Raw genomic sequence first — 23,952 nt, forward strand, 5'->3', positions numbered from 1 at the left:
AGAAAATATCGTGCCAAAATAACCAATTCTTTTAAAATGAACGACTTAGGTTTTGAACTTATCGAAATTTTCTGGGTTAAAACTGTTGACCAATGATGAAGTGTGTTTGCCAACCGCTAGGTCCGACCGAATTAGGTCTGGCATCCGAATCGAATCCGTAGCCAAAATCAATGCCTAAAAGACCGAATGCTGGCATAAAAATACGCAGCCCCACTCCAGCTGATCTCTTTAACTGAAACGGATTAAAATCCTGAAAATTGTTGAATGCATTACCAGCCTCTAAAAAACTGAGAGCATAAATGGATGCTGCTGGTTTTAAGGTCAATGGATAACGCAATTCCAAGGAATACTTGTTGTAGATGGTTCCACCATCTTGTTCTAAGTTACCGGTAATTGGATTGTTACTAAAAGGTGTTAAGGAACTATTTTCATAACCCCTAAGTTGAATTACATCCCTACCATCCAAAGTAAAGTTTCCTAAACCATCACCCCCCACAAAAAACCGCTCGAAGGGTACATTACCAATATCATTGTTGTAATTACCTAAGAAGCCGAATTCAGCGTTTGTACGCAACACTAGTTTATCTACCAGCCTGGTGTACCAATCACCTTTAAACTTGACCTTGTAATATTCCAGCCATTTGAAGCGCTCTTCTTCTATACTTTGCAATTCATTGATTTCTGCTGTTGTCAATGGTGTACCATCAGTTGCAGAGGCTGAAATTTCTTCACTTCTTAATTTAAGGGACTTAAAATCCTTGTTATTGAACAATAGTGAATATGGCGGGGTGAACTTGGCCGTAATCTCAAAATTAGAACCTGTAAGCGGGTAAATTCTACTAGGTCCTTGAGAACTTCTTGATATACCAATGGTATAGGCAAATGAGTTCGAAGTACCATTACCGAAGTTGAAAAGACCGATGTTGTAATCATTGAACTCGTACAACTGGTAACCCAATGAATGTGAAATCGTAAAGAAGTCATCTGGCCACTGCACACGTTTTGCCAAACCAGCCGAAACCCCTGTTATTGAAAATCCACGATCGTCATCTCGTTGCAGACGCCCCTGTGAATCGAAATTGGCAGCGAATTGCTGAGTCCTTGAAAAGGATAGGTTAAAACGAACGGGTTTCTTTCCACCCATCCAAGGCTCTGCAAAATTTAAGCTATAAACCCTAAAGGTTCTACTTGCCTGTAAACGAAGGGCAAAAGTCTGCCCATCACCCATAGGTACGGGTTTGTATGCTTCACCCTTAAAAAGGTTTTGAATTGAAAAATTATTGAACGAGAGGCCCAGGGTACCGATGAAACCTCCACCGCCATAACCTCCTTGGAGCTCTATTTGGCTTGAACCTGATTCTACCAAGCTATACTTGATGTCAACAGTTCCGTCATTTGGATTTGGATTTTCGATATCCGGGGCTATTTGTTCCGCATCAAAAAATCCGAGTTGACCTAATTCACGAACTGTTCTTACAATATTATCCTTGCTATACTTTTGCCCAGGTTTGGTTCGAAGTTCCCTGAAGACCACATGATCATTCGTTTTATCGTTACCGACGACGGTTACATGGTTCAAAAAGGTCTCTTTACCTTCAATTATGCGAATCTCAAAGTCAATGGTATCATTTATTGCTGAGATTTCCACAGGGTTTATTCGCGAGAATAAGTATCCATTATTTTGGTAGAGGTTAGTGACATCCTCAGCATCAGGTTTTGAGTCATCAGCAATGCGTTCCTTGAGTAAGACCCCATTATAGGTGTCTCCCTTTTTTATACCCAAAACTTGGGCCAATTGCCTATCAGTATAGACCGAATTACCTACAAAGTTGATATCTCCGAAGTAGTATTTATCACCCTCTTCAACCTTAATTTTCAATGCAATATTGTTATCATTGAGTTTAACAAAAGTGTCAGAAAGCACCCTTGCATCTCGATAGCCCTTTTCAGCATAAGCATCGACAAGTTTATCCAAATCTTCTTGGTAATCAGCCTCTATATATTTTGACTTTTTCCAAAAACGATAAAACTTCTTTTGCTTGGTATTCTTTAAAGCCTTCTTAAGTTTTTTATCTTTCAACTTTTCGTTGCCTTCGAAGGTAATTTCCTTAATTTTCACCTTCTCACCCTTCTTAACATTAATTACCATGCTTTCAGAGTTGGTGGCTGAAGTATCAACAGAGGTTGCAATGCTGACCTTAGCATTTAAAAACCCTTGTTTTCGGTATTTGTTCGTTAAATAAGACTTTGTATTGGCGATAAGGCTTTCCGTAATCTTCTTCCCTTTTTTTAGGTCGGTATCATTTAATACCCCTTCAACTTTTCGTTTCTTGACCCCATAAACGGTAACGTCGGTCAAAGTAGGTCGCTCTTTGATATTGAGTTCAAGAAATACTTTGTCACCTTCTATTTTGGTAATGTAAAATTTGATATCACTGAAGAGTTCCAGACCCCATAATTTTTTGATAACAGCACTGGTCTCTTCTCCTGGAATACGTAATTCCTGTCCAATACGAAGACCGGTATAGGTTTTAACCGTTTGTTCGTTGTAGCTTTTTACACCGGTTACTTCGAGTCCGCCAAGGATGTATGTTTTGGCATTGTCCAATGAGACACCTTGACAAAACACTGCGTTTGTTATCAGTAATAATAGGATAAATAATAGGGGGTTGTTGTACGTCTTTGTCTTTCCCTCAGCTAAGTTGTTCGCTTGTCTTTCCAAATCTTCGTTCCCTTTTCTGGTAACTGATTATAGCTTCAATTAAATGCTGTTCGCTAAAATCAGGCCAAAATACATCAATAAAAACTAATTCCGCATACGCTATTTGCCAAAGCAAAAAATTACTTATTCGGTGTTCCCCACTAGTACGAATAAGTAGGTCTACATCGGGCAGGTCATGCGTGTAAAGATGGGCATTTATGTATTGCTCATCAATAAGATCCGGCGAAATTAGGTTATTTTTAACTTTGGAGGCAATATTTTTAACAGCTAAGGTCAACTCGTGTCGTGAACCGTAACTCAAAGCGAGGGTCAAGGTCATTCCAGAATTTTCAGAAGTCTTTTCCATTACTTCCTTCAGTTCACGATTGGCTTTTTTAGGTAGCGAGTCTATATTGCCAATTGTATTCAATCTAATATTATTCTCTTGTAACGTCTTTAATTCTTTCTTTAAAGAAGAAACCAGCAGCTTCATTAAGGTCTGTACCTCAATTTGGGGCCTGTTCCAATTTTCAGTGGAAAACGCATAAAGTGTTAGAAAATCAATTTGCAAACGTGCACAATTCTCAACGGTCTGGCGTACAGCTTCTACACCATTCTCATGCCCAAATACGCGAAGTTTTCCACGTTGTTTGGCCCATCTACCATTACCATCCATGATTACGGCAATGTGCTTCGGAAGATTTTCTTTATCGATTTTGGTTTGGTCGTGCATTTATTTTGAACCCATTTACGTGCTTCGCACCGGCTAAAAATTATGTTTCTGCACCCATTTTTTGTCTTTTAATCGCTTCGTGGCGCTGTTTATGCAACTCAAATGAAGTCGCAAACTGAGCACAATTCCATGTATTTCCGTTTCAATTCGAAAGGTTCAAATGGAATCATTCAAAACAATCCTGACAAGGTTTGCGGCCAAAAGTGTAGGTTAGGGTAAACCCAGAAAAGACATACCAGTCATCACTTAAAAAATTTCCGAACCTGAATTGTTCAAAATTCGAGTTTTCGGGATTACTGGCATCCAAGTTATCTGAAAAGGTATACCTCGCCCCTATTTCGGCACCCAGAATTAAAAACTGGTTTAACCGATATTTGGCCCCAACTGTCATGGGTATTGCAAAACTACCATCTTTTTGGCCAATATCCTGAACTTGTTGGGCATCAATATAATAGAAGTCGTATCGGAAATAAGTGATTCCTGTGTAAAGATATGGCGTAAACGCTGGTCCAAGCTTGTGTAAGTTATATTCCACAAAGTTAAATTCAAGCCCTGCAGAATATTCTAGTATGGAGTTCTCAACTCGAAATGCACGTTGTTGTCTAGAAGGCTGGCTCGATTGAATATCTTCAGCGACCACATTACCATAATAAATACTACCGCGCCATGCATAACGCTTACTCTTGTTCCATTTAAAAACGCCTCCAACGGCCAGGCCCGAAGGTAAAACGTAGTTGGTTCTCCCCACATCTCCAATCAAATTTGCACCACCACCAAAAAGTCCAATCTCGTAGGTTTGGGCCTTAATGGGCAATGCAAGTAGCATCAGCAAAAATGCCAAGCAGCATGTTCTCATAAAACGGTAAGATTGCATTGATGATAAAAACAGGAATTACCCCTTTTCATCTCATATTTGTTCTGCTTGTAAAACTACTTTTAGCGCTAAATATTGTTTTGAGGTATCAATTGCGCTTATCCTGACCCCATAACAACTTGTTACGAATTGTCTTCAGGAAGCTTTCAGATTTGTACTCAACCATTTTTATGGTGAAATCAGCCTTGCGAATACGTATTTCCTTTCCGTTGGGTATTGCTGCTATTCTTGAGTCGAGGGAAACCAAGTGGTTATCTTCCCTACCCGAAACTACGAGTCGAATTTCAGTATCATCAGGAATGACCAATGGTCTAGCACTGAGATTATGGGGTGCTATGGGAGTAAGCACCAATGACTTTGTAGTGGGTGCAATTACGGGTCCACCGCAACTTAAGGAATAACCTGTTGAACCTGTAGGGGTCGAAATAATAAGACCATCAGCCCAATAGGAACTTAAAAATTCATCATTTAAGTAAGTGTCAACAGTAATCATAGAGGTGGTATCCTTTCTGCTGACCGTTATTTCGTTTAAAGCGAAATTCAACTCATCGAATTCCTTTATACCATCCTCCAATGAAATTTCGACCAAGCTCCGTTCCTCTATACTAAAGGCCCCATTTTGGAACTCGGTAACCACTTTTCGAACCTCATTTTTATCAAAGGTTGAAAGAAAACCCAGCCGACCTGTATTAACCCCTACTATAGGAATGCCCAAATCACCAACATAAGTTACTGCACGTAGCATGGTTCCGTCACCGCCAAAGCTTACAAATAGGTCGAAGGAGGTATCCAACCCATTGCTCTGGTCAAATCTCTGGAAACTTCCCAATGCTAGTGATTCCGCCAAAAAATCGTAAAAATTCGTCTCGATGACAGCTTCCGCCTTCGCTTTTTTTAATTCATCGAGCAAGTCCAGAACAGGAGCAACCTGCTGCCCTTCATATACTTGGCCATAGATTGCCACTTTCATGCTCAAACATTTAAGTATTTGTTCAAGTAATCGGACCGCTGCTTTAAATCTTCAATAAAGAGATCATCATTGTTTCCAAAAACAACTTCGTAGTTGTAACGCCGGAAGGTTTGGGTAACATCATTTAGGTTGGTTGACCCAATTTTCAAGGTAACTTGAACCACATCGTTTTGGCTATCACTTATAAATGCGCCAAGTAATCTCGTATTATTGCTTTCGACAATTTGCGATATTTCACTAAAGGAATAGTCCTTGATGCCCTTTGCTACGACCAAAATACCTCCAGGTTCAGTAAAAAAAGGTGTTCCAATAAATTCACCTACAACATCATTCAAATCGTAATGACCTATAATCTTACCACCTTCTTCAAGAATAGGTAAAATATTGGCTTCGTTACGGGCGAATTTCTCAAGTACATCCAACCAAGAGGTTTCAGCAGTAACAAAAAAGCTTTCTAAATCGTATCGGAACTGATCAATTTTTTGGTGAGCCTCAAAACAAGCCAAATCATTTTCTGATAACAATCCCAAAAAAACTTCATTTTCAGAAATTGCTACATGAGAATAGGTAGTTTCCACAAAAAAATCAATCACCTCAGACAAGGATGATTCAATGTCGAAAATAGGTAAGGTAGTAATTATTTGATTTTGAATGTTCATAGCTCTTTCGTTATCGCAAAATACAAATAAACACAAGCAAAAGGCATGCCCAATTCGTATTTTTGCAGCTTCAAAGTTGAAAACCCATATGACAAAGCTAAGTGTTAACATTAACAAGCTGGCAACCCTTAGAAACTCACGTGGCGGAAATGTTCCGAACCTCGTGAAATCAGCGCAGGATATTGAGGGTTTCGGAGCGCAAGGTATCACAGTGCATCCCAGACCTGATGAAAGGCATATTAAATATCAAGATGCCCACGATCTTGCCAAAATAGTCACCACCGAATTTAATATTGAAGGCAACCCCATTCCGAAGTTCGTAGACTTGGTATTGGCAACAAAACCAACTCAAGTGACCTTGGTACCTGATGCTGAAGATGCCATTACTTCAAATGCTGGTTGGGATACCAAAAAGCATAGGTCTTTTTTGGTCGATGTTATTCAAACATTTAAATCTGCAGGTATTCGAACCTCCATTTTTGTTGATCCCAACAAGACAATGGTAGAAGGCGCTGCTGAGACCGGTACTGACCGTATTGAACTCTATACCGAAAGTTATGCGAAGGCCTATGCCGAAGGAAACCATAATGGCATTAAACCATTTACTGAAGCCGCTGAAGTTGCACAGAAAGTAGGATTAGGAATCAACGCTGGTCATGACCTAAGTTTGGATAATATCAAATTTTTCAAAGACCACATACCTGGCTTGCTTGAGGTTTCCATTGGCCATGCCTTGATATGTGAATCAATTTACCTTGGTCTTGAGAACGTCATCAATATGTATATTCATCGCTTACAATAATGCAGGAGCTACACTCTAAAATACTGGGTTCAGGCCACCCTCTACTAATACTTCACGGTTTTTTGGGCATGTCCGATAACTGGAAAACGCTTGGGTCACAATACGCTGATAATGGGTTTGAAGTTCATTTGATTGACCAACGAAATCACGGAAAGAGTTTTCACTCCGATGAGTTCAACTATCAAATTCTTGCAAATGACCTTCATGGGTATATCAACGCAAACCATCTTGTAGCACCGGATATTTTAGGGCATTCCATGGGTGGTAAAACAGCAATGCAATTCGCTTGTTCTTACCCTAATCAGGTCAACAAATTGATAGTTGCTGATATTGCTCCAAAATTTTATCCACCGCACCACCAGTACATTGTAGATGCACTTACTGCATTGGAGATTACAAGTATCAACTCTAGGAAGCAAGCAGATGAAGCCCTGTCAAAACATTTATCCGATTTTGGGATTCGACAGTTTTTACTCAAAAATTTACACTGGGTCGAAAAAGGGAAACTAGGGTTTCGTTTCAATCTCGACATTTTAAAGGACCGAATGGAAGAAATCGGTGAAAACCTTTTGAGTTCAGATTCGTTTGAAGGCCATACACTTTTCGTTCGAGGAGACCGATCTGAATACATTTCCGATCAAGACATCAATACCATTAAAAGCCATTTTCCTTCAGCGGTTTTAAAGACGGTTGAAAATGCGGGTCATTGGTTGCACGCTGAAAATCCGAAGCAATTTTTTGAAATTACCCTTGATTTTTTGATTAGTTAAAATTTATCCAAATTTATTATGCATGCATAATTTTTTCACCCCTTTTATTGGTGGAATGGCAATTTTAATCTAGCTTTGAATCCTTCCTATTAACGCAAATATTTACTAAAACTAAACTCTATTTTTGATATGAAAAAGTTCCTCGCCCTGTTACTTTTCTCTGGGCTTTTCTTGATTTCATGTGAAGAGGATGAAGGTGTTGTGCAAACTGAAACACCCACTCCTGACCCGGTCGTTGTAACCAGTGGTTCCGCAAATTTTTCAAATTATGTGGCCTTAGGTAATTCATTGACAGCAGGGTTTTCTGACGCTGCACTTTTTATAGCGGGCCAAGAAGCTTCATTTCCCAATATGTTGGCAAGCAATTTTGCACTAGCTGGTGGCGGAAGTTTCAACCAGCCTTTAATGGCCGACAATCTTGGAGGGTTGACACTGGGAGGCAACCCAATTTCAGGTAACAGACTAATTCTCTCTTTTGCCAGTGGTTCACCTGCTCCTGTTGCTGTTCAAGGCCAAGGGGCTACCGAAGTCTCAAACATACTTAGTGGTAGCTTTAACAATATGGGTGTACCTGGTGCAAAAAGTTACCATCTATTAGCGCCTGGCTACGGTGATGTAGCTGGTGTGGCTTTGGGTACTGCGAATCCATACTTTGCCCGGATGGCATCTTCTTCAACAGCAACCGTTCTTGGTGATGCAGCTGCACAAGGTGCTTCGTTTTTCACCTTGTGGATTGGAAACAATGATGTTTTGGGTTACGCCGTTTCTGGTGGTTCAGGTGTTGACCAAGCCGGTAACATAGATCCTAGCACCTATGGCGGCAGCGATATTTCAGATGTTAACGTAGTCGCTGGATCAATTGATGCCATTTTACAAACTATGACTGCCACCGCAAGTGGAGGTGCAATTGCTAACATTCCTGATGTAACGGCAATTCCATTTTTAAACACGGTTCCTTTCGCTCCTTTAAGTCCAACAAATCCGGATTTTGCGCCACAGATTCCAGCGCTTAATGCGCAATTAGCAGGTTTGAACGCTGCATTTGATTTCTTGGGTGTTCCTGAAAGAAAAATTGAATTTAGCACAACTGCTGCCAGTGCGGTGGTTATTAAAGACGAAAGTTTGGCCGATATTTCTGCCCAATTGACCCAAGTTTTAGCTGGGGGCGGATTGGACATTGGAACTGCGACCGTATTAGGTTTGGTCTATGGCCAAGCAAGACAAGCCACGGCTGAAGATAAATTGGTTTTGACCAGTCAGGGTGTTATTGCTCAGGTGAACACAGATGCCTTTGCCTTTTTGCAAAGTTTAGGTGTAGATGCAACCACTGCAGGTCAACTTTCCGTTAACGGAATTACTTGGCCATTGGAGGATCAATGGGTGTTAACACCTGATGAGCAGGCTACGGCAACTACTGCTATTGCGGCTTACAATCAAGTCATTGCCGGCTTGGCAGCTCAGTACGATATTGCCTTGGTTGATGCCAATGCATTCTTCGTTGAATTTGGAACAGCCGGTATTCTTTTACCTGACGGAAGTACGGTAACAACTGATTTTGGAACAGGTGGTGGATTTTCACTTGATGGGGTTCATCCTTCCCCAAGAGGGTATGCCATTTTGGCAAACCTTTTTGCTGAAAGCATCAATGCTAAATACGGTTCAACCCTACCGGGAGTCAATCCTCTTGACTTTACGGGACTTTATATCAACTAAGAGACCGACAAACATATTTTTAGGGCATCATTTTTGATGCCCTTTTTTTATGAAAACACTTTTACGTTTGGTACTCAGTGCCGTTGCAGTTGTCTTATTGGCAAAATTACTTCCAGGAGTTTTTGTGGACTCTTATGTAACCGCTCTTGTGGTCGCATTGGTTTTGAGCCTGTTAAAGTTTTTGGTAAAACCCGTACTCATTATTTTAACCCTACCCATAACGATTATCACTTTGGGTATTTTTCTGCTGTTTATCAACGCAATCTTGATTTTGATGGCAGACTATTTCATTCCAGGGTTTGAGGTTAGTAGCATTTGGTGGGCCTTGCTTTTTAGCTTTCTGCTCTCGATACTACAATCCATTTTTTATTCCCTGTTGAAAGAAGATAAAAAAAGCTAGCATAAAGGCTGGTTTTCAAGATATTTTAACTTGTTCCAACAAAAAAAATAGGCTACTTTTGCCATCCTTTTTTAAAAACAAAATTGGTCCTATGAACATCACCAAAGAGCAGATAGACAAACTGAATGCAGTAGTTAAGGTTGCTATAACCAAAGACGACTACCAAGACAAGGTGAACAAGATTTTGAACGATTATCGAAAGCAGGCGAACATTCCTGGTTTTCGTAAAGGTCAAGTGCCTATTGGTCTTATCAAAAAGCAGTACGGTAAGGCCGTGTTGGTCGATGAGGTAAACAAGTTGCTTCAAGACAACCTCAACAAATATCTGACCGAAGAGAAGTTGGATGTTTTGGGAAATCCGTTACCAAAAGCACAGGATGATTTTGATTGGAACAATGAAAATTTTGATTTCGAATTTGAATTGGGATTGGCACCAGAATTTGATGTGAATTTGAAGACCAAAAAACCAGTCGTTCAGTTCAAAATCGTTGCCGATAAAAAAATGATTGATGAGCAAGTTGAGCGTATTCAGAAACAATACGGTAAGATGCTCTCGCAGACTGAAGTAAAAAAGAACTCTGAAGTAACGGGAACTTTTAAGAATGAGGCCGAAGAGATCGAGAACAAAACGACTATCGAGCTATCAAAAATCAAAAGTAAAAAGGGCATCGATACTTTGGTTGGAAGTAAAGTGGGCGACACTGTAACCATAAAAACCAAAGGACTTTTTAAAGAAGATTACCTCTTGGCTTCTGCCTTGGGTATTGCCAATGACAAGGCCGAAAAGCTAAATGTTGAAGTGTCATTCAACATTGATGAAATCAATGAACGCGAGCCAGCTGAACTTAACCAAGAGTTATTCGATAAGCTTTTTGGTGAGGGCAATGTAAGTTCAGCAGCCGAAATGAAGGCCAAGATCAAAGAGGACTCAGAAAAACAGTTCGAACAGCAATCCGATCAGAAGTTATTGAATGATGTTACCGAAAAACTCATCGATGATACGAAGTTCGAATTGCCTGCTGAGTTTTTAAAGAAATGGATTCAAGTAAGTGGTGAAAATCCTTTGACCGATGAGCAGGCAAGCGAAGAATATGAAAAGTCTGAAAAAGGACTTCGATACCAACTTATTGAAGGTAAATTGATTAAAGAAAATGACCTTCAAGTAACCCTTGATGAAATCAAGGAATTCTCAAAAGGATTCATCAAATCACAAATGGCACAATACGGTCATATGAATCCAACCGAGGAAGAATTGGAAAACATTTCAACCCGTGTTTTGGGTAATCAGGAAGAGGTGAAACGCTTGTCAGAACAATTGATGAGTCAAAAAATGCTTGACTTGTTTAAAGAAAAGTCGAACCTTAAGGTAAAAGAGGTTTCTTATGAGAACTTTATAAAAGAGGCCTACAAATAGCATTCTAAATAATGAGTATATTTACGGTTCTGAAATAACGAGATTTCAGGACCGTTTTTTGTTTAAATGGATTTAAAAAATTCTATGGATTACGCGAAGGAATTCGAAAAATTTGCCATCAAAGACCATGGGGTAAACAGCATGTACTATGACCAATTGATCAGTAGTATGTACCCTGTGAATATGACACCGAATATCATTGAAGAACGCAAAATGAACATTGCCGTTTTCGATGTATTCTCACGATTGATGATGGACCGTATCATTTTTATGGGTACAGGTATCAATGACCAAGTGGCCAATATTGTTCAAGCACAATTGCTTTTTTTAGAAAGTACAGATTCAACAAAAGATATTTCTATTTACATCAATTCACCTGGTGGGGGCGTTTACGCGGGCTTGGGTATTTATGACACCATGCAGTTCATCAAGCCTGATGTGAATACCATTTGTACGGGCATTGCCGCCTCTATGGCTGCGGTATTGCTTTGCGCCGGCCAAAAAGGCAAACGCAGTGGACTGCCACATTCAAGGGTTATGATCCACCAGCCCCTTTCTGGTGCGCAAGGTCAAGCGAGCGATATTGAAATTGCTGCAAAAGAAGTATTGAAGATCAAAGACGAATTGTACCATATCATCTCAAAACATTCGGGACAAACCTTTGATAAGGTTTATGAAGATAGTGACCGTGATTACTGGATGAAAGCACCAGATGCCAAAGAATATGGTATGATAGACGAAATTTTAGAGCGGGATCACGACTAATTTCCGTAATTGCGGAAATTAATCCCCCGAAATAGAAGGTTATGGCCAAAGAGAATTTAGAATGCTCGTTTTGTGGACGAAAGAAACCGGAGACCAATCTTTTGATTGCCGGGTTGGATGCACACATTTGTGACCGTTGTATTGAGCAGGCCTATAGTATTGTTGCTGAAGAGTCTAAACAGGCAAAAACCAACGATCTTTCTTCAGAATTGGTACTGAAGAAACCGATTGAAATTAAGGAATTTCTCGACACCTTCGTCATTGGACAAGAACGTACTAAAAAGGTCATGTCCGTTGCTGTTTACAACCATTACAAGCGCTTGCTGCAACCAAAGAGCAAGGAAGACGAGATAGAAATTCAAAAAAGTAATATTGTAATGGTCGGGCAAACAGGTACGGGAAAGACCTTGATTGCCAAAACCATTGCGCGCATGCTTAATGTGCCCTTGGCTATTGTAGATGCAACCGTATTGACCGAAGCCGGCTATGTCGGTGAGGATGTTGAAAGCATTTTAACCCGTTTGTTACAAGCGGCTGATTATAACTTAGAGAAAGCGGAACGTGGTATTGTTTTTATCGATGAGATTGACAAGATTGCCCGCAAAAGCGATAATCCGTCGATAACACGTGATGTTTCTGGCGAAGGGGTTCAACAGGGACTTCTTAAGTTGCTTGAAGGTACTACAGTAAACGTACCACCAAAGGGCGGTCGCAAGCATCCGGATCAAAAATTTATTGAGGTAAATACGGAAAATATCCTATTTGTTGCCGGTGGGGCTTTTGATGGTATCGAACGTATCATTACCAAACGGTTGAACATGCAAGCCATTGGCTATAGTGCGTCCAAGGCAGAAGACACCCTTGACCACGAAAACTTATTGCAATACATCATTCCAAAAGATTTAAAAGAATTTGGTTTGATACCTGAAATCATCGGGCGATTACCAGTATTGACCCATATGAATCCTTTGGATAAGAAAACACTTCGGGCCATTTTGACCGAACCTAAAAACGCTATCATCAAACAATATGAAAAACTGTTCTTGATGGACGGTATTTCGTTTACCATTACCGAGCAGGCCTTGGATTATATTGTTGATAAAGCCATAGAATACAAACTAGGCGCACGTGGTCTACGCTCCCTTTGTGAGGCCATTTTTACCGATGCCATGTTCGAAATGCCGAGTACCGAAGAAAACGAGTTTAAAGTTTCGAAAGCGTATGCCGAAGACAAACTTTCTTTGGAGACCATCAAAAAACTTAAGGCCGTTTCTTAGTGCACAAAATGATATCAAATAAAAAAGAGGCTTTAGGCCTCTTTTTTTATATCGTACAAAAGCAATTATCTATACCGCTTTCTTAATTACACCTTCCAATAAAGCCAAGGAGACCTCATCGATGATTTTTTGGTCCGTATATAATTCGTGACCAAAATTTGGAATGATGGTCTTCTCAAGACCTAAATTATTTGCCCACTCATCCGAAGGGGCATATTTGTCGTTTCCACCATAAATCAAATTCACCTCGCATTCCGGTCTTTCAGACTCCAATCGAATGCGGGTAGCTGAAACCAAGGTCATTGATTTTACCGGTAACCCTTGTAATGCGGCCTTGTAAGCAATAGTACCGCCAGTACTAAAGGCTAGAACATCAGTAGGCTCATTTATCTTCTTTAATAAATGGGCAACCGCTGTATCAATTCCTCCCTCTACAAAAGCCTTATGCAAATTCTCTTTATTTCCTACCAACTCATTAACATGTGCTAACTGCTGACAATCAAAGAAATCGATTTCGTAAGATTGTTGAAGATACCCAAAATATGAGGTAATCCAGAGGCCTTTTTTAACGCCCCACATGTCTGAAAGAACTAGTAATTTATTCGTCATAATTTGCAATTTTGTAAGATTTAGGATACAAACATGATAAAGAAACGACGGGTTTTGTAAAATATTGGTTGAATCAGAAAAAAGTTCGACGAATTACGAAAACGTTTGCGAAAACATGGTTTTTTGACTGTTTTTTTTCACATCATCTGGCCATCATTTCAAATTTTAGTTTTACAATCCCGTATCCACATTAAAATTAGGACCACCACTAAGTTGAAATACGCCATAAGCTCCAAGAAGTACCCCACCCGGTATAGCGACCGTTTTTAAAATTGAAAACTTTGGCCGTTTAATGGCACTGACCTCGTTTTGTGCAATTCGCAAGGTTTTTCCATTCTGCCTTTTAAGCACCAATGTATCTTGATAGATTGCTATCAATTTCCCTTTTAATTCTCGGTGGCTGGTTACCAACTTTACCCTTTCACCCAAGGCGATGTCTTGTGTTGGGTTGGATACCTTTTGATAACTGAAACAACCTGAAAGCAACAAGGACAAAATCAATATTGAAATTTTGACTTTCATAGCAGTGATTTAATCAGGAATCTTAACTAAGATGATGTCGGCAAATAGTACTCGGCCCTTTTCTTCAACACGTTCTCCTCTGGTAGCGCTATACCTGACCTCCCTGGGAAATCGTGCCCGAATAAAGTATTTTCGGTCAACCCGGGTATCAATGATAACACTAAATCGTCCTTGGGCATTCGTTTTCACAACATCCGGTAATTGAAGTTCCTCGCAGGAGTGCCAGCCGCAGGGCCCTGATTCAATCATCACCAATTCTACATTGGCAAGTGGGGTTAGTTCGACATCCGGAATAGTTTCATAGTTTGAAACATAGGGTCCATCGTATTCAAAAACCCTTCCCTCAAATGAAATCAACTGGCGGTCTTCCTTTTTAGAACATGATAGAACAAGAAGGACAACAAAAAATAGTAGGTTGCTTTTCTTTAATAGAAATGTATTCGACTTTTTCATCTTATTTCAGTTTAATTGATACATCACTTTTTAAAATCGGGTTCCAAATGAGATTCCGCCCCAGGGGAGAATTTCCACTGGGTCATTATTAAATATGACAGGGCTAAAAGTGATTTTCAGGAAGCCTTTATTTCGTTCAAAGAATTTTCGATAACCTAGAGCTGGTAGAAAAAATCCACCTCCGTTTCTATCTTTAATATTGAAAGCATAGGTATAGGTCACACCAAGTTCAAGATGGTTGCCGTTCTTTAAATTGGAAAGGTGATACAGTCCCAACGGTATGGTAAAGTCTGAATACCCCCAAGTGGTCACATAGCCAAGTCCGGCCCTTGCCAAGATGGGAACATCCTTGGTTAATTGTCTTTCGTAATTCACTGAACCGATTGGTCCTGCCCCACCAAGTTCAACGTAAAAGAAATTGCGTGATTCCTGTGCTGTACAGAAGTTGAATGCAAGAATCAAAAACAGTAATAGATTGGCGATTTTTCTCATGACTTCGAGTTTTAGTATTTCTCCAAAACTAGACGCATCCTACAATAAGGATATCCTGAAAAATCCAAGTTGTAGAAAATAGGACAACTACCCTCCTCAGCTGCTATGGCGTCTACGGAATTCTGAGGGAGATTCTTTGGCTATCTTTTTAAAGGCATTGTAAAAGGCCGATTTTGAATTAAATCCACATTCCAATCCAATTGCAACTATGGTATAATCTTGAAACGCTGAATTCGTCAAAAATTCTTTGGCAGCGGCTACCCGAGCATTATTGATATGGTCCGTAAAACCATGCCCGCTTTCATTGACCACTTTTGACAAGGTACTTACCCCTACCCCCAATTCTTCGGCAACCAACTCCAAACTTAAATTCGGATTTAGAAAAGATTGGTGTTCTCGAATGTGGATTTCAAACTGATTAAAACTGAGTTTTGACTTTGATGTTTTCGGAGAATTTCCGCCTTCAACGTTTATTGTAATGCCTGGTTTTTGTCCAGACAATACAGCCCTTAACTTTATCCGGTCTTTCAATAGTCGGTATTGAAAAAAAGCTTGATAAGCCACCCAGTAAATCAGAATACTGGAAACCAACCGCAAGGGATAATAGGATTCTGGTGCTTTTATATCCTCCGAAAAGATATTCAATAGTACCGCAATCGCCCATAACACAAAAATGGCCGCGCCCCAACGAAGAAATATGCGAATCCACCGTAGGTTGTCAAACACCAATATCGAAGCAAACAGTTTTTGATGCCTTCGCAAAACATCAATACACATCACAAAAAGACCAATGGAATAAACCAATGCAAAGCTGTCTTCAATAAGGTTGTAATTTTCCAAACTTTGAATCGAAAGTGTTCCCTTTTGCACTCGGACCAAAAGCCATACCCGAATAAAAACAGCTATCAAAAATAGGCCTGATGAGATACCGATAAGTGGATTTTTCTTCTTCTCGAGTTCTAGGTAATGCAGTAAAAACGAATAGAACATGGGCACAATCATCAAATACCAGGGAATGGTCAAAAATGGGGTCAGCACATCTGCCGAAAATTTTGCCTCCAAAGCCCAAGACTGCAAATTGTTCAAGGATAAAAACAGTACGAATAAGTTCAGAAATAAAACGGGCCTCTCAATTCGTTTTCGAAGAAAGAAGGTAACCCCGATGAAGATAAAGCCATGAACGGCCCCAATCAGTAAGAGCAGGTTAAAAAGTTCATTAACTGACATCTTCTTTTAAAACCGATGAATTCAATGCCAATAATTCTTCCAGATGGGTACGTTCGTTTGAGAGTCGCGGTATCTTATGCTGACCACCCAATTTGTTCTTTGATTTCAACCAATCGTAAAAAAGATTTTCGCGGGCCACATGTATCAAAGGCATTCGCAAGGTAATGTTGTTATAGCGTTTGGCTTCGTAATCAGAATTCAGTGCCTTTAATGAATTATCCAACAATTCAATAAAGTAGTTCAAATTGTCGGGGAATTTCCGGAACTCAATCATCCACTCGTGACTGCCCTTTTCCTTATCCCGCATAAATACCGGGGCAACGGTATAGTCCTTGATTTGGGCACCCGTTTTTTCACAAACCTGTTTTAAGGCCTCCTCGGTGTTTTCAATAATAAGTTCCTCACCAAAAACATTGATGAAATGTTTGGTACGACCGGTAATTTTTATGCGATAGGGACGAACGGAAGTAAACCGTACCGTATCCCCAATTTTATAACGCCAAAGGCCTGCATTGGTGGTGATAACCACGGCATAGTTTACACCGACTTCTACTTTCCAGATGGGAATGGCTTCACTGTCATCACCTACCTTACCATGTACCGGAATAAATTCATAGAAGATTCCATAATCCAACATCAGCAGTAACTCATCGGAATGGTTTCTGTCCTGTATGGCAAAAAAGCCTTCTGAGGCATTGTAGATTTCGTAATAGTTGAACCGCTTTCTGGGCAACAATTTTTGGTACTGCTCGCGATAGGGTACAAAGCTTACCCCGCCATGAAAATAAACCTCAAGATTTTCCCAAATCTCAAAAAGGTGGTTTTTACCCGTTCGCTCCAATACTTGGTTCAATAAGACCAGCATCCAAGAAGGAACTCCAGCCAAACTGGTCACGTTTTCACGAATACTTTCCTCTATGATGGCGGTCAGTTTCTCTTCCCACTCGCTCATTAGGGAAACCTTATTGCTTGGGGTACTGCTGTATTCAGCCCATAGCGGCATATTATCTATGAGAATGGCGGAAAGGTCCCCAAAGAAGGTACCGTTATCCTCGTATAGTTCTTTGCTGCCGCCCAAGCGAAGGCTTTTGCCCAAAAACAACTGTGAATTTTCGTTATTGTTCAGATAGAGGCACAACAGATCTTTGCTCGATTTGTAATGACAATCCTCCAAGGCTTCCGTACTCACCGGAATGAATTTGCTTTTGGCATTGGTGGTACCACTACTTTTTGCAAACCACTTAATTTGGGTCGGCCAGAAGACATTGTTTTCCCCTTTTCGGGCACGTTCAATTAGTGGCGCTATTTGCTCATAGTTGACAATAGGTACCCGGTTCTTAAACTGATCGTAGTTAGAGATGTTTTCGAAGCCGTATTTTAAACCGAGTTCGGTACCTTGGGCAAAGCTCACCAGCTGCTGCATCACCTCTTCTTGAACATCATCAGGATACTTCAAAAAAAGCTCAATTTGATGGTATCTTTTTTTGAGTAACCAAGACGCAATACTGTTAAATAACGGTATGGGCATTTTAGGTATCTTTAGCTGGTGCTAGCTAAAATAACCATATTTTTTAACTATGTTGTTCGAAGGCGTTCTACGTAAAATGACGACCGAATATCGGTCACCAATTCAATATTTTTTGATTCTTGAGGATGATGTACTGAACCTCAACCAGGCCTTAAATCGCAAACTCAAAATTGAGTTTATCAAATACCAGTGTTTGGGTACGGGCAAAAATGAACCCATTTACCGCCAAGGGTTCTGTAGGTCGTATTTTTTTGAATCTGCACAGGCCGGTGAATGGATCATGAAACCCGAACTCAGCAAGGCACATCTTGACATTGAAGACCGAGATCTGGAATACGAAAAGCGTGTGCAGTTGCAGCCCCATATCGTCTATTTGGCGAATAGCAGCAATGTAAAAGTGGGCGTGACCCGTAAAACGCAGGTACCCACAAGGTGGATTGACCAAGGTGCCCACGAAGCCTTGGAAATCGTTGAAGTGCCCAACCGTTATTTGGCAGGTATTACCGAGGTGGCCTTAAAAGAACATGTCAGTGACAAAACCAGTTGGCAAAAGATGTTGAAAAACGACGTTGAAGATGTCGACTTGGCCGAATGGCGTTCAAAATTAAAGGCCTACATCCCTGATGAGGCAGCTGAATATTTTATCGACTCCAAAACCGAAACCAATTTGGAGTTTCCGGTGCTGCAATACCCTGAAAAAGTCAAAAGTTTGAACTTGGAAAAAACGCGCAGCTTTGAAGGGGTACTTAAAGGGATAAAAGGGCAATACCTCATCTTTGAAGACCAAACCGTGTTTAACGTTAGGGGGCATGAGGGGTACTATGTCGGATTGGATATCAATTAAACCATTTTAAATAGAACACAATGAACCTAAAAAATATACTATTGGCGCTAAGTGCCAGCTGTCTTTTCTTCGCTTGCAAAACCGAAAAAAAGGAAACAACAGTTGTCTTTGAAAAATTCCAATTGGCCACCCCTGAATCGGTAGGCATGGTTTCCGATAGTTTGGCCAAAATAGCGGACTTGGTCAACGAATACGTCGCCGCCAAAAAATATCCAGGGGCAGTAACACTGATTGCCAAAAATGGAAAGATCATTTACGAATCTGAGGTAGGTTGGTCCGATACCACACGAACGGAACCCTATCGCAAAGACCACCTCTTTCGATTGGCTTCGATGACCAAACCCATTGTTTCTGTAGCCGCCATGCAATTGGTGGAGCAAGGCAAACTTAAGTTGGAGGACCCTGTGGGCAAGTACATTCCCTCTTTTATGGAAACGGAGGTCTTGCAAGATTTCAATCCCGCTGATTCTTCGTACACCAGTGTGCCCAGCCAAAGTATCCCGACGGTAGCGCAACTGTTGACACATACGGCCGGGGTGCCCTACGGTTTTGTGAACCCACCGGTGTATGGTGCCATCTTGGCCAAAAACGGCATACCCGATTTGGCGACCCACCTGCCGATGACCATTGAAGAGGCCGCTTCAAAATTGGGAGACCTGCCACTGACCCATGAACCGGGTTCACAATGGTTGTACGGCCTCAATACCGATGTCTTAGGCCGCGTGGTCGAAGTGGCCTCAGGCATGGCATTGGACGATTACGTTCGGGAGCATATTACACAACCCCTTGGGGTGGAGCATCTGGACTTTTATTTTCCAGATTCGCTGACCAGCAAATTGACCATACCCTATATGCCCACCCAAGATGGCACGGTAAGCCCACTACCAGAGTATATGGGGCCACTGTATATTCCCAACTATCCAACGACTGGGGCCAAAACCTATATGAGCGGGGGCAGTGGAATGACAGGTACGGCCCGGGATTATTATTTGTTTTGCCAAGCGATGCTAAACGATGGTAGCTTGGGCGATGCGCAACTCTTAAAACCGGAAACCGCAAAGCTGATGCACCAAAACCAGTTAGATACCATCACCTATCCTTGGGGGGCGGGTGGCTTTGGTTATGGCTTTCATGTAAGCACCGGTGAATCTGGCCGACCCGCAGGAAACTACAGTTGGGGTGGCGCCTTTAGTACTACTTTTTGGATAGACCCCACCAATGAACTCGTGGTGATACAGCTACGACAGGTACTGCAATCACCCTATAACCAAGAAATTGATGGTAAATTGGCTCAGATCGTTTATGGGGCGTTGAAACAATAAACCGCAAAAACCAAAAATCTAAAAGTTGGGGTTGAGTATTGGCAAAACCCCAATTTTTTTATGGGGAAACCCTAAATAGCAAACTTCATTTTTTAATAAACAGGGGTTTGTTTATTTTGGGGGAACCATTTACCAATCCCCTTTTACTTTTAAACTTTAAATCCTAATTTCTAACTAACCAAAGTCCGCTGACGCACAAATATTTATGAACAAAAACAAATGGGTGCCCGGGGTAATTAAGGGACGAATTGCAGAAACTATTGTAGAGCAGCTTTTTATATCAATGGGGTTTCAAGTATTTAAATATGGAATGGAAAATTCCATTCCTGGTATTGCTGATTTGCTAAAGGGAGTTAGAGGCGATGTTTCTAAGAACATTCGTCAAATGCCAGATTTTGTGGTTTTTAAGGATAAGGAGGCTCATTTTATTGAAGTAAAATACCGTAAAAGTGGAAAGCTGGACTTAAAGGACATTGAAAATTATGGAGATTACCCCTTTACCAATGCCTTATTTGTTTTGGTTACTCCAAAGCACATAAAATGTATTTCATACAAAGAGCTAAAAGAAGACAAGAAAATTCATGAAAAATGTAGAAATTGGTTGGGTAACCGTAAAGAATTTGAAACCTGTAAAGAACTGATTAGAGAGTATTGCGAGTATGCACTTAAGTTTTTTGAAAATGTTGATTAATTCCATATGAGCCTGAACCAACCCCTTGAACAACTAAAATCCTTCCTCAATCAACTCTTCCAGTTCGATTCACAGGACTTGGATTTTGGTGTTTATAAAATTCTCCATTACAAAAAGAAAGAAATTGCCAACTTCATTGACCAACTATTGGTAGACAAGGTAAAAGCAGAATTGCAGACTTTGTCAGCCGATGAAGCTAAGCAAGTCCAAGAGCAAATCTTAGAGTTTGAAAAGGATGATATCATCAAAGGATGGTTGGAAGCAGACGACAGTGAAAAGAAGACTCTTGAGAAGTTTGGTAAGGACAAAATCAACCAATATCGAGAGCTAAAGGCCAAAGCCATTGAATCCTCTGTCTCTGTTGAAACTGAGAATCAGATTTACAACCATTTGACTTTATTCTTCTCTCGCTATTATGATAAAGGCGATTTTATCAGTAAACGAAGATTTGGTAAAAACGAGAAGTATGTAGTGCCTTATAACGGAGAAGAAACCCATTTTCATTGGGCTAATCAGGATCAATACTACATCAAATCATCTGAGACTTTCAACCACTATGCGTTTAAAGTGCAGACTGCAGATAGTAATCTTGTCGTGAATTTCAAACTACATAATGCACAACTTGAGCAAGGCAATGTAAAAGCCGAAGAAACCAACTTCTTTATGCTTTCTGATAAGTCGCCTGAAATCAAAGAAATAGACGAGAAGGACCTACAATTTGTGCTAGCCAACAAGCAGCCTGATGTCAATGAAAAAGAAATAACCATCTACTTTGAGTACAGGCCACTGGGAGATGAAGAAAAGAAGAAAGTAAAAGGAAACAAAAAGCAAGATACTTTAGATGAATTAGCGTTTGATTTCTTAAAAAAGGAATTTGGCACCTATCCCACATTTGCCAATCTATGGAAAGAACAAGAGGGTAAACCTTTACTACTAAAAAAGCTTCAGCATTACACCCGAAAGAACAAGCACGATTTCTTTATTCACAAGAACTTGAAAGGCTTCTTAGAGCGTGAGTTGGATTATTACATCAAGAGTGAATTGGTAAACATAGATGACCTCTTTGTAACTGACACAGATTCACACTTTGACCGACTCAAGCACAACCTGAAAACCATTAAAATATTCAAGTCCATTGCCGACACCATCATTGAATTTGTTAGTCAGATTGAAGACTTCCAAAAAAAGCTGTGGGAGAAAAAGAAGTTTGTGTTAAGTACCGAATGGGTAATTACTATTGACCGCTTAGTAGAGTACCTAGGCGAAGAAGCTGCCAAACCCATTTTGGAAGAAGTCATTAAAAATGAAAAGCAGGTAGCGGAGTGGACTGATTTGTTTGGTGACAAGAGAGCTCCCAAAGCAATTGAAGACTTAAAAGCAGACTTGCATACTTGGAAAAAGCTACCAATTGATACTTCGTACTTCCCTACAGGATTTAAAATCGACCTTGTTAATTTACTTTCAAAGTCAATAAACTTATCAGATTCGCTAGATGGGCACATTTATGATTCAGATAATTACCATGGCCTTCATTTATTAAAGGAAGCCTATACTGGTAAGATTAACAATGTTTACATAGACCCTCCATACAATACGAGTGCTTCTGAGATAATCTATAAAAATAGTTTCAAGCATTCTTCCTGGGCTTCCTTGATTGAGAACAGAATTGAAGTTGGGAAACCACTATTAAGTGTCAATGGGAATTTATGTGTAACTATTGATGATGTCGAGATGCCTTCACTTTCTATGATAATGTCCAAGATTCATGGACCAAAGAATATTGCAGGTGTTATAGCTATTCGTGCTAATCCCTCTGGAAGGCCAAATGAAGCAGGATTAGCAATTGCTCATGAATATGCGATTTTTGCTAAATCTAGTTCCGACTCAAAAATTAAAAAGCTTCCAAGAACTGACGCTCAGTTAGAGAGATATAAAGAAAAAGATGATACGAGCATTTTTGAATGGAGAAATTTTAGAAGGGAAGGTTCAAACTCTGATAGAACAGATGGAAAACGACAATGGTACCCCGTTTACGCAAATCTCGCGGAAGGGACAATTCGAATACCTAAAATGGAGTGGCAAGATGAATCAGAACTGTGGTCGATTAAAGAGAAGCCGACAAAATCAGAAACTGAGATTTGGCCAATTACGGATGACGGAGTCGAGAAAAATTGGAGATGGAGTGAAGAGAATGTTCGTAAAGATTACTCACAGTTTCTTACAAAAAGAAATAAGAAAGATTTTCCTCAAGTGTACTATAAATTCAGGCCTAACACGGACGGAATAACGCCTTTGACATTTTGGCAAGATGCAAAATACTCCGCTACTGAGCACGGAACAAAAACATTAAAATCTTTATTTAATCAAGCCAAGTTTTCATATCCAAAATCAATTTGGGCTGTAAAGGATTGTTTGTACATCATGGGGAATGAGCGTAATTCAATAAATCTAGATTACTTCCCTGGTTCTGGGACTACATTTCATGCGGTTCAACTTTTGAATAAAGATGATGATGGTGAAAGAAAGTGCTTACTTATTGAACAAGGACAATACTTTCATACTATTTTAGTTCCCCGAATTAAGAAAGTCGCCTATTCTTTCGATTGGAAGGATGGCAAACCCAAAGATGGCAGTATGAATGGTCTTGGGGTTTTTTTCAAGTACCAACGCTTAGAGCAATATGAAGAAGCCCTAGAAAACATAGCCTTCAATGCTTCAGAAGATGCCATACAAAAAGCATTAGAATTTGAGCAGTACATCCCTAAATACTTTTTGGAGTTTGAAACTAAAGGCAGTCAAACCCTAGTGAATACAGCCGTCATGCAAGACCCTTGGGATTACAAACTCAAGGTATGGGATGGCTTTACGTATGATACTGAGCAAGCCGTTGATTTGGTAGAAACCTTCAACTACCTCATAGGGTTACACATGCAGAAATGTATCACTAAAGAACTCAATGGCAAAAAGTACCAATTCATTTACGGTCACAACAATGCCAATAAAAACATTTTGGTGGTATGGCGCTCAGTAAAAGATTGGAATGTAAATGATTTCAAAGCAGATGCAGCCACATTAAAAACAGAACTCAAAACCTTTGAATATGACCTACTCTACATCAATGACCAGGCACATATAGAAGGTTATCAACCCATTGAAGAAGTATTCAAAAACAAAATGCTACCATAA

General features: G+C 40.2%; 22 protein-coding genes. 11 read left to right on the top strand and 11 right to left on the bottom strand.

Features of this window, described 5'->3' with window-relative positions; translation table 11 throughout:
• Positions 1-76 precede the first annotated feature (76 nt).
• From bamA to HCU67_RS01270, 5 genes are all read right to left on the bottom strand, one after another.
• Positions 77-2,722 carry an outer membrane protein assembly factor BamA gene (bamA, locus tag HCU67_RS01250; protein ID WP_168550795.1) on the bottom strand — a complete coding sequence of 882 codons (2,646 nt, stop codon included), beginning with the start codon at positions 2,720-2,722 and terminating at the stop codon, positions 77-79.
• Positions 2,694-3,434 (bottom strand): undecaprenyl pyrophosphate synthase, encoded by a 741-nt coding sequence (gene uppS / locus HCU67_RS01255; RefSeq protein ID WP_168550796.1) that lies wholly within the window; start codon positions 3,432-3,434, stop codon positions 2,694-2,696. The genes bamA and uppS overlap by 29 nt, the downstream gene beginning before the upstream one ends.
• Positions 3,435-3,600: 166 nt before the next feature.
• Positions 3,601-4,260: a type IX secretion system protein PorG gene (porG, locus tag HCU67_RS01260; protein WP_428046389.1), complete on the bottom strand. Its 660-nt coding sequence runs from the start codon at positions 4,258-4,260 to the stop codon at positions 3,601-3,603.
• Positions 4,261-4,396: 136 nt separating this feature from the next.
• On the bottom strand, positions 4,397-5,278 hold the full coding sequence (locus HCU67_RS01265; protein ID WP_168550798.1) for an NAD kinase: 882 nt from the start codon (positions 5,276-5,278) through the stop codon (positions 4,397-4,399).
• A 2-nt stretch (positions 5,279-5,280) separates the two neighbouring features.
• The gene (locus tag HCU67_RS01270; RefSeq protein ID WP_168550799.1) at positions 5,281-5,937 is read right to left on the bottom strand and encodes a CBS domain-containing protein; all 657 of its coding nucleotides are present in this window, start codon (positions 5,935-5,937) and stop codon (positions 5,281-5,283) included.
• An 88-nt stretch (positions 5,938-6,025) separates the two neighbouring features.
• Here HCU67_RS01270 and HCU67_RS01275 point away from each other — a divergent pair, with 88 nt between their 5' ends.
• From HCU67_RS01275 to clpX, 7 genes are all read left to right on the top strand, one after another.
• Positions 6,026-6,739 carry a pyridoxine 5'-phosphate synthase gene (locus tag HCU67_RS01275; protein WP_168550800.1) on the top strand — a complete coding sequence of 238 codons (714 nt, stop codon included), beginning with the start codon at positions 6,026-6,028 and terminating at the stop codon, positions 6,737-6,739.
• Positions 6,739-7,509 carry an alpha/beta fold hydrolase gene (locus HCU67_RS01280; RefSeq protein WP_168550801.1) on the top strand — a complete coding sequence of 257 codons (771 nt, stop codon included), beginning with the start codon at positions 6,739-6,741 and terminating at the stop codon, positions 7,507-7,509. The genes HCU67_RS01275 and HCU67_RS01280 overlap by 1 nt, the downstream gene beginning before the upstream one ends.
• 129 nt (positions 7,510-7,638) lie before the next feature.
• Positions 7,639-9,222 (top strand): SGNH/GDSL hydrolase family protein, encoded by a 1,584-nt coding sequence (locus HCU67_RS01285; RefSeq protein WP_168550802.1) that lies wholly within the window; start codon positions 7,639-7,641, stop codon positions 9,220-9,222.
• A gap of 49 nt (positions 9,223-9,271) precedes the next feature.
• Positions 9,272-9,622, top strand: coding sequence for a phage holin family protein (locus tag HCU67_RS01290; RefSeq protein ID WP_168550803.1), 351 nt, complete (start codon positions 9,272-9,274; stop codon positions 9,620-9,622).
• Positions 9,623-9,713: 91 nt separating this feature from the next.
• Positions 9,714-11,036: a trigger factor gene (gene tig, locus HCU67_RS01295; protein ID WP_168550804.1), complete on the top strand. Its 1,323-nt coding sequence runs from the start codon at positions 9,714-9,716 to the stop codon at positions 11,034-11,036.
• Positions 11,037-11,120: 84 nt separating this feature from the next.
• A complete protein-coding gene (gene clpP, locus HCU67_RS01300; protein WP_168550805.1) occupies positions 11,121-11,801 on the top strand; it encodes an ATP-dependent Clp endopeptidase proteolytic subunit ClpP in 681 nt (226 codons plus the stop codon).
• A 41-nt stretch (positions 11,802-11,842) separates the two neighbouring features.
• Positions 11,843-13,078: an ATP-dependent Clp protease ATP-binding subunit ClpX gene (gene clpX / locus HCU67_RS01305; protein ID WP_168550806.1), complete on the top strand. Its 1,236-nt coding sequence runs from the start codon at positions 11,843-11,845 to the stop codon at positions 13,076-13,078.
• 69 nt (positions 13,079-13,147) lie between these two features.
• On the opposite strand, the gene HCU67_RS01310 is transcribed toward clpX, so the two are convergent.
• The 6 genes from HCU67_RS01310 to HCU67_RS01335 form a co-directional block, all read right to left on the bottom strand.
• Positions 13,148-13,687, bottom strand: coding sequence for an alpha/beta hydrolase (locus HCU67_RS01310; RefSeq protein WP_168550807.1), 540 nt, complete (start codon positions 13,685-13,687; stop codon positions 13,148-13,150).
• A gap of 171 nt (positions 13,688-13,858) precedes the next feature.
• The gene (locus HCU67_RS01315; protein WP_168550808.1) at positions 13,859-14,209 is read right to left on the bottom strand and encodes an LSm family protein; all 351 of its coding nucleotides are present in this window, start codon (positions 14,207-14,209) and stop codon (positions 13,859-13,861) included.
• Positions 14,210-14,218: 9 nt separating this feature from the next.
• Complete coding sequence (locus HCU67_RS01320) at positions 14,219-14,662, bottom strand: hypothetical protein (protein WP_168550809.1); 444 nt, start codon at positions 14,660-14,662, stop codon at positions 14,219-14,221.
• Between the two features lie 30 nt (positions 14,663-14,692).
• The gene (locus HCU67_RS01325) at positions 14,693-15,154 is read right to left on the bottom strand and encodes a hypothetical protein (protein WP_168550810.1); all 462 of its coding nucleotides are present in this window, start codon (positions 15,152-15,154) and stop codon (positions 14,693-14,695) included.
• A gap of 96 nt (positions 15,155-15,250) precedes the next feature.
• Complete coding sequence (locus tag HCU67_RS01330) at positions 15,251-16,381, bottom strand: helix-turn-helix domain-containing protein (RefSeq protein ID WP_168550811.1); 1,131 nt, start codon at positions 16,379-16,381, stop codon at positions 15,251-15,253.
• Positions 16,371-17,909: a GH3 auxin-responsive promoter family protein gene (locus HCU67_RS01335; protein ID WP_168550812.1), complete on the bottom strand. Its 1,539-nt coding sequence runs from the start codon at positions 17,907-17,909 to the stop codon at positions 16,371-16,373. The genes HCU67_RS01330 and HCU67_RS01335 overlap by 11 nt, the downstream gene beginning before the upstream one ends.
• A gap of 49 nt (positions 17,910-17,958) precedes the next feature.
• Here HCU67_RS01335 and HCU67_RS01340 point away from each other — a divergent pair, with 49 nt between their 5' ends.
• The 4 genes from HCU67_RS01340 (at position 17,959) to HCU67_RS01355 (ending at position 23,952) form a co-directional block, all read left to right on the top strand.
• On the top strand, positions 17,959-18,753 hold the full coding sequence (locus tag HCU67_RS01340) for a DUF2797 domain-containing protein (RefSeq protein ID WP_168550813.1): 795 nt from the start codon (positions 17,959-17,961) through the stop codon (positions 18,751-18,753).
• A 20-nt stretch (positions 18,754-18,773) separates the two neighbouring features.
• Entirely contained in the window at positions 18,774-20,075 is a 1,302-nt protein-coding gene (locus HCU67_RS01345; RefSeq protein WP_168550814.1) for a serine hydrolase domain-containing protein, read from the top strand.
• 205 nt (positions 20,076-20,280) lie between these two features.
• A complete protein-coding gene (locus tag HCU67_RS01350; protein WP_210423596.1) occupies positions 20,281-20,766 on the top strand; it encodes a hypothetical protein in 486 nt (161 codons plus the stop codon).
• Positions 20,767-20,772: 6 nt separating this feature from the next.
• Positions 20,773-23,952: a DNA methyltransferase gene (locus tag HCU67_RS01355; protein ID WP_168550815.1), complete on the top strand. Its 3,180-nt coding sequence runs from the start codon at positions 20,773-20,775 to the stop codon at positions 23,950-23,952.

The organism is Croceivirga thetidis, assembly GCF_012272815.1.
Lineage (GTDB): Bacteria > Bacteroidota > Bacteroidia > Flavobacteriales > Flavobacteriaceae > Croceivirga > Croceivirga thetidis.

Coding starts and splice junctions, on each gene's coding strand:
- HCU67_RS01355 (WP_168550815.1), top strand. CDS start 20,773: ATGAGCCTGAACCAACCCCTTGAACAACTAAAATCCTTCCTCAATCAA.
- HCU67_RS01315 (WP_168550808.1), bottom strand. CDS start 14,209: ATGAAAGTCAAAATTTCAATATTGATTTTGTCCTTGTTGCTTTCAGGT.
- HCU67_RS01265 (WP_168550798.1), bottom strand. CDS start 5,278: ATGAAAGTGGCAATCTATGGCCAAGTATATGAAGGGCAGCAGGTTGCT.
- porG (WP_428046389.1), bottom strand. CDS start 4,260: ATGCTACTTGCATTGCCCATTAAGGCCCAAACCTACGAGATTGGACTT.
- tig (WP_168550804.1), top strand. CDS start 9,714: ATGAACATCACCAAAGAGCAGATAGACAAACTGAATGCAGTAGTTAAG.
- HCU67_RS01270 (WP_168550799.1), bottom strand. CDS start 5,937: ATGAACATTCAAAATCAAATAATTACTACCTTACCTATTTTCGACATT.
- HCU67_RS01330 (WP_168550811.1), bottom strand. CDS start 16,381: ATGTCAGTTAATGAACTTTTTAACCTGCTCTTACTGATTGGGGCCGTT.
- uppS (WP_168550796.1), bottom strand. CDS start 3,434: ATGCACGACCAAACCAAAATCGATAAAGAAAATCTTCCGAAGCACATT.
- HCU67_RS01345 (WP_168550814.1), top strand. CDS start 18,774: ATGAACCTAAAAAATATACTATTGGCGCTAAGTGCCAGCTGTCTTTTC.
- HCU67_RS01340 (WP_168550813.1), top strand. CDS start 17,959: ATGTTGTTCGAAGGCGTTCTACGTAAAATGACGACCGAATATCGGTCA.
- HCU67_RS01285 (WP_168550802.1), top strand. CDS start 7,639: ATGAAAAAGTTCCTCGCCCTGTTACTTTTCTCTGGGCTTTTCTTGATT.
- HCU67_RS01335 (WP_168550812.1), bottom strand. CDS start 17,909: ATGCCCATACCGTTATTTAACAGTATTGCGTCTTGGTTACTCAAAAAA.
- HCU67_RS01325 (WP_168550810.1), bottom strand. CDS start 15,154: ATGAGAAAAATCGCCAATCTATTACTGTTTTTGATTCTTGCATTCAAC.
- HCU67_RS01290 (WP_168550803.1), top strand. CDS start 9,272: ATGAAAACACTTTTACGTTTGGTACTCAGTGCCGTTGCAGTTGTCTTA.
- clpX (WP_168550806.1), top strand. CDS start 11,843: ATGGCCAAAGAGAATTTAGAATGCTCGTTTTGTGGACGAAAGAAACCG.
- HCU67_RS01350 (WP_210423596.1), top strand. CDS start 20,281: ATGAACAAAAACAAATGGGTGCCCGGGGTAATTAAGGGACGAATTGCA.
- HCU67_RS01320 (WP_168550809.1), bottom strand. CDS start 14,662: ATGAAAAAGTCGAATACATTTCTATTAAAGAAAAGCAACCTACTATTT.
- HCU67_RS01275 (WP_168550800.1), top strand. CDS start 6,026: ATGACAAAGCTAAGTGTTAACATTAACAAGCTGGCAACCCTTAGAAAC.
- HCU67_RS01310 (WP_168550807.1), bottom strand. CDS start 13,687: ATGACGAATAAATTACTAGTTCTTTCAGACATGTGGGGCGTTAAAAAA.
- clpP (WP_168550805.1), top strand. CDS start 11,121: ATGGATTACGCGAAGGAATTCGAAAAATTTGCCATCAAAGACCATGGG.
- HCU67_RS01280 (WP_168550801.1), top strand. CDS start 6,739: ATGCAGGAGCTACACTCTAAAATACTGGGTTCAGGCCACCCTCTACTA.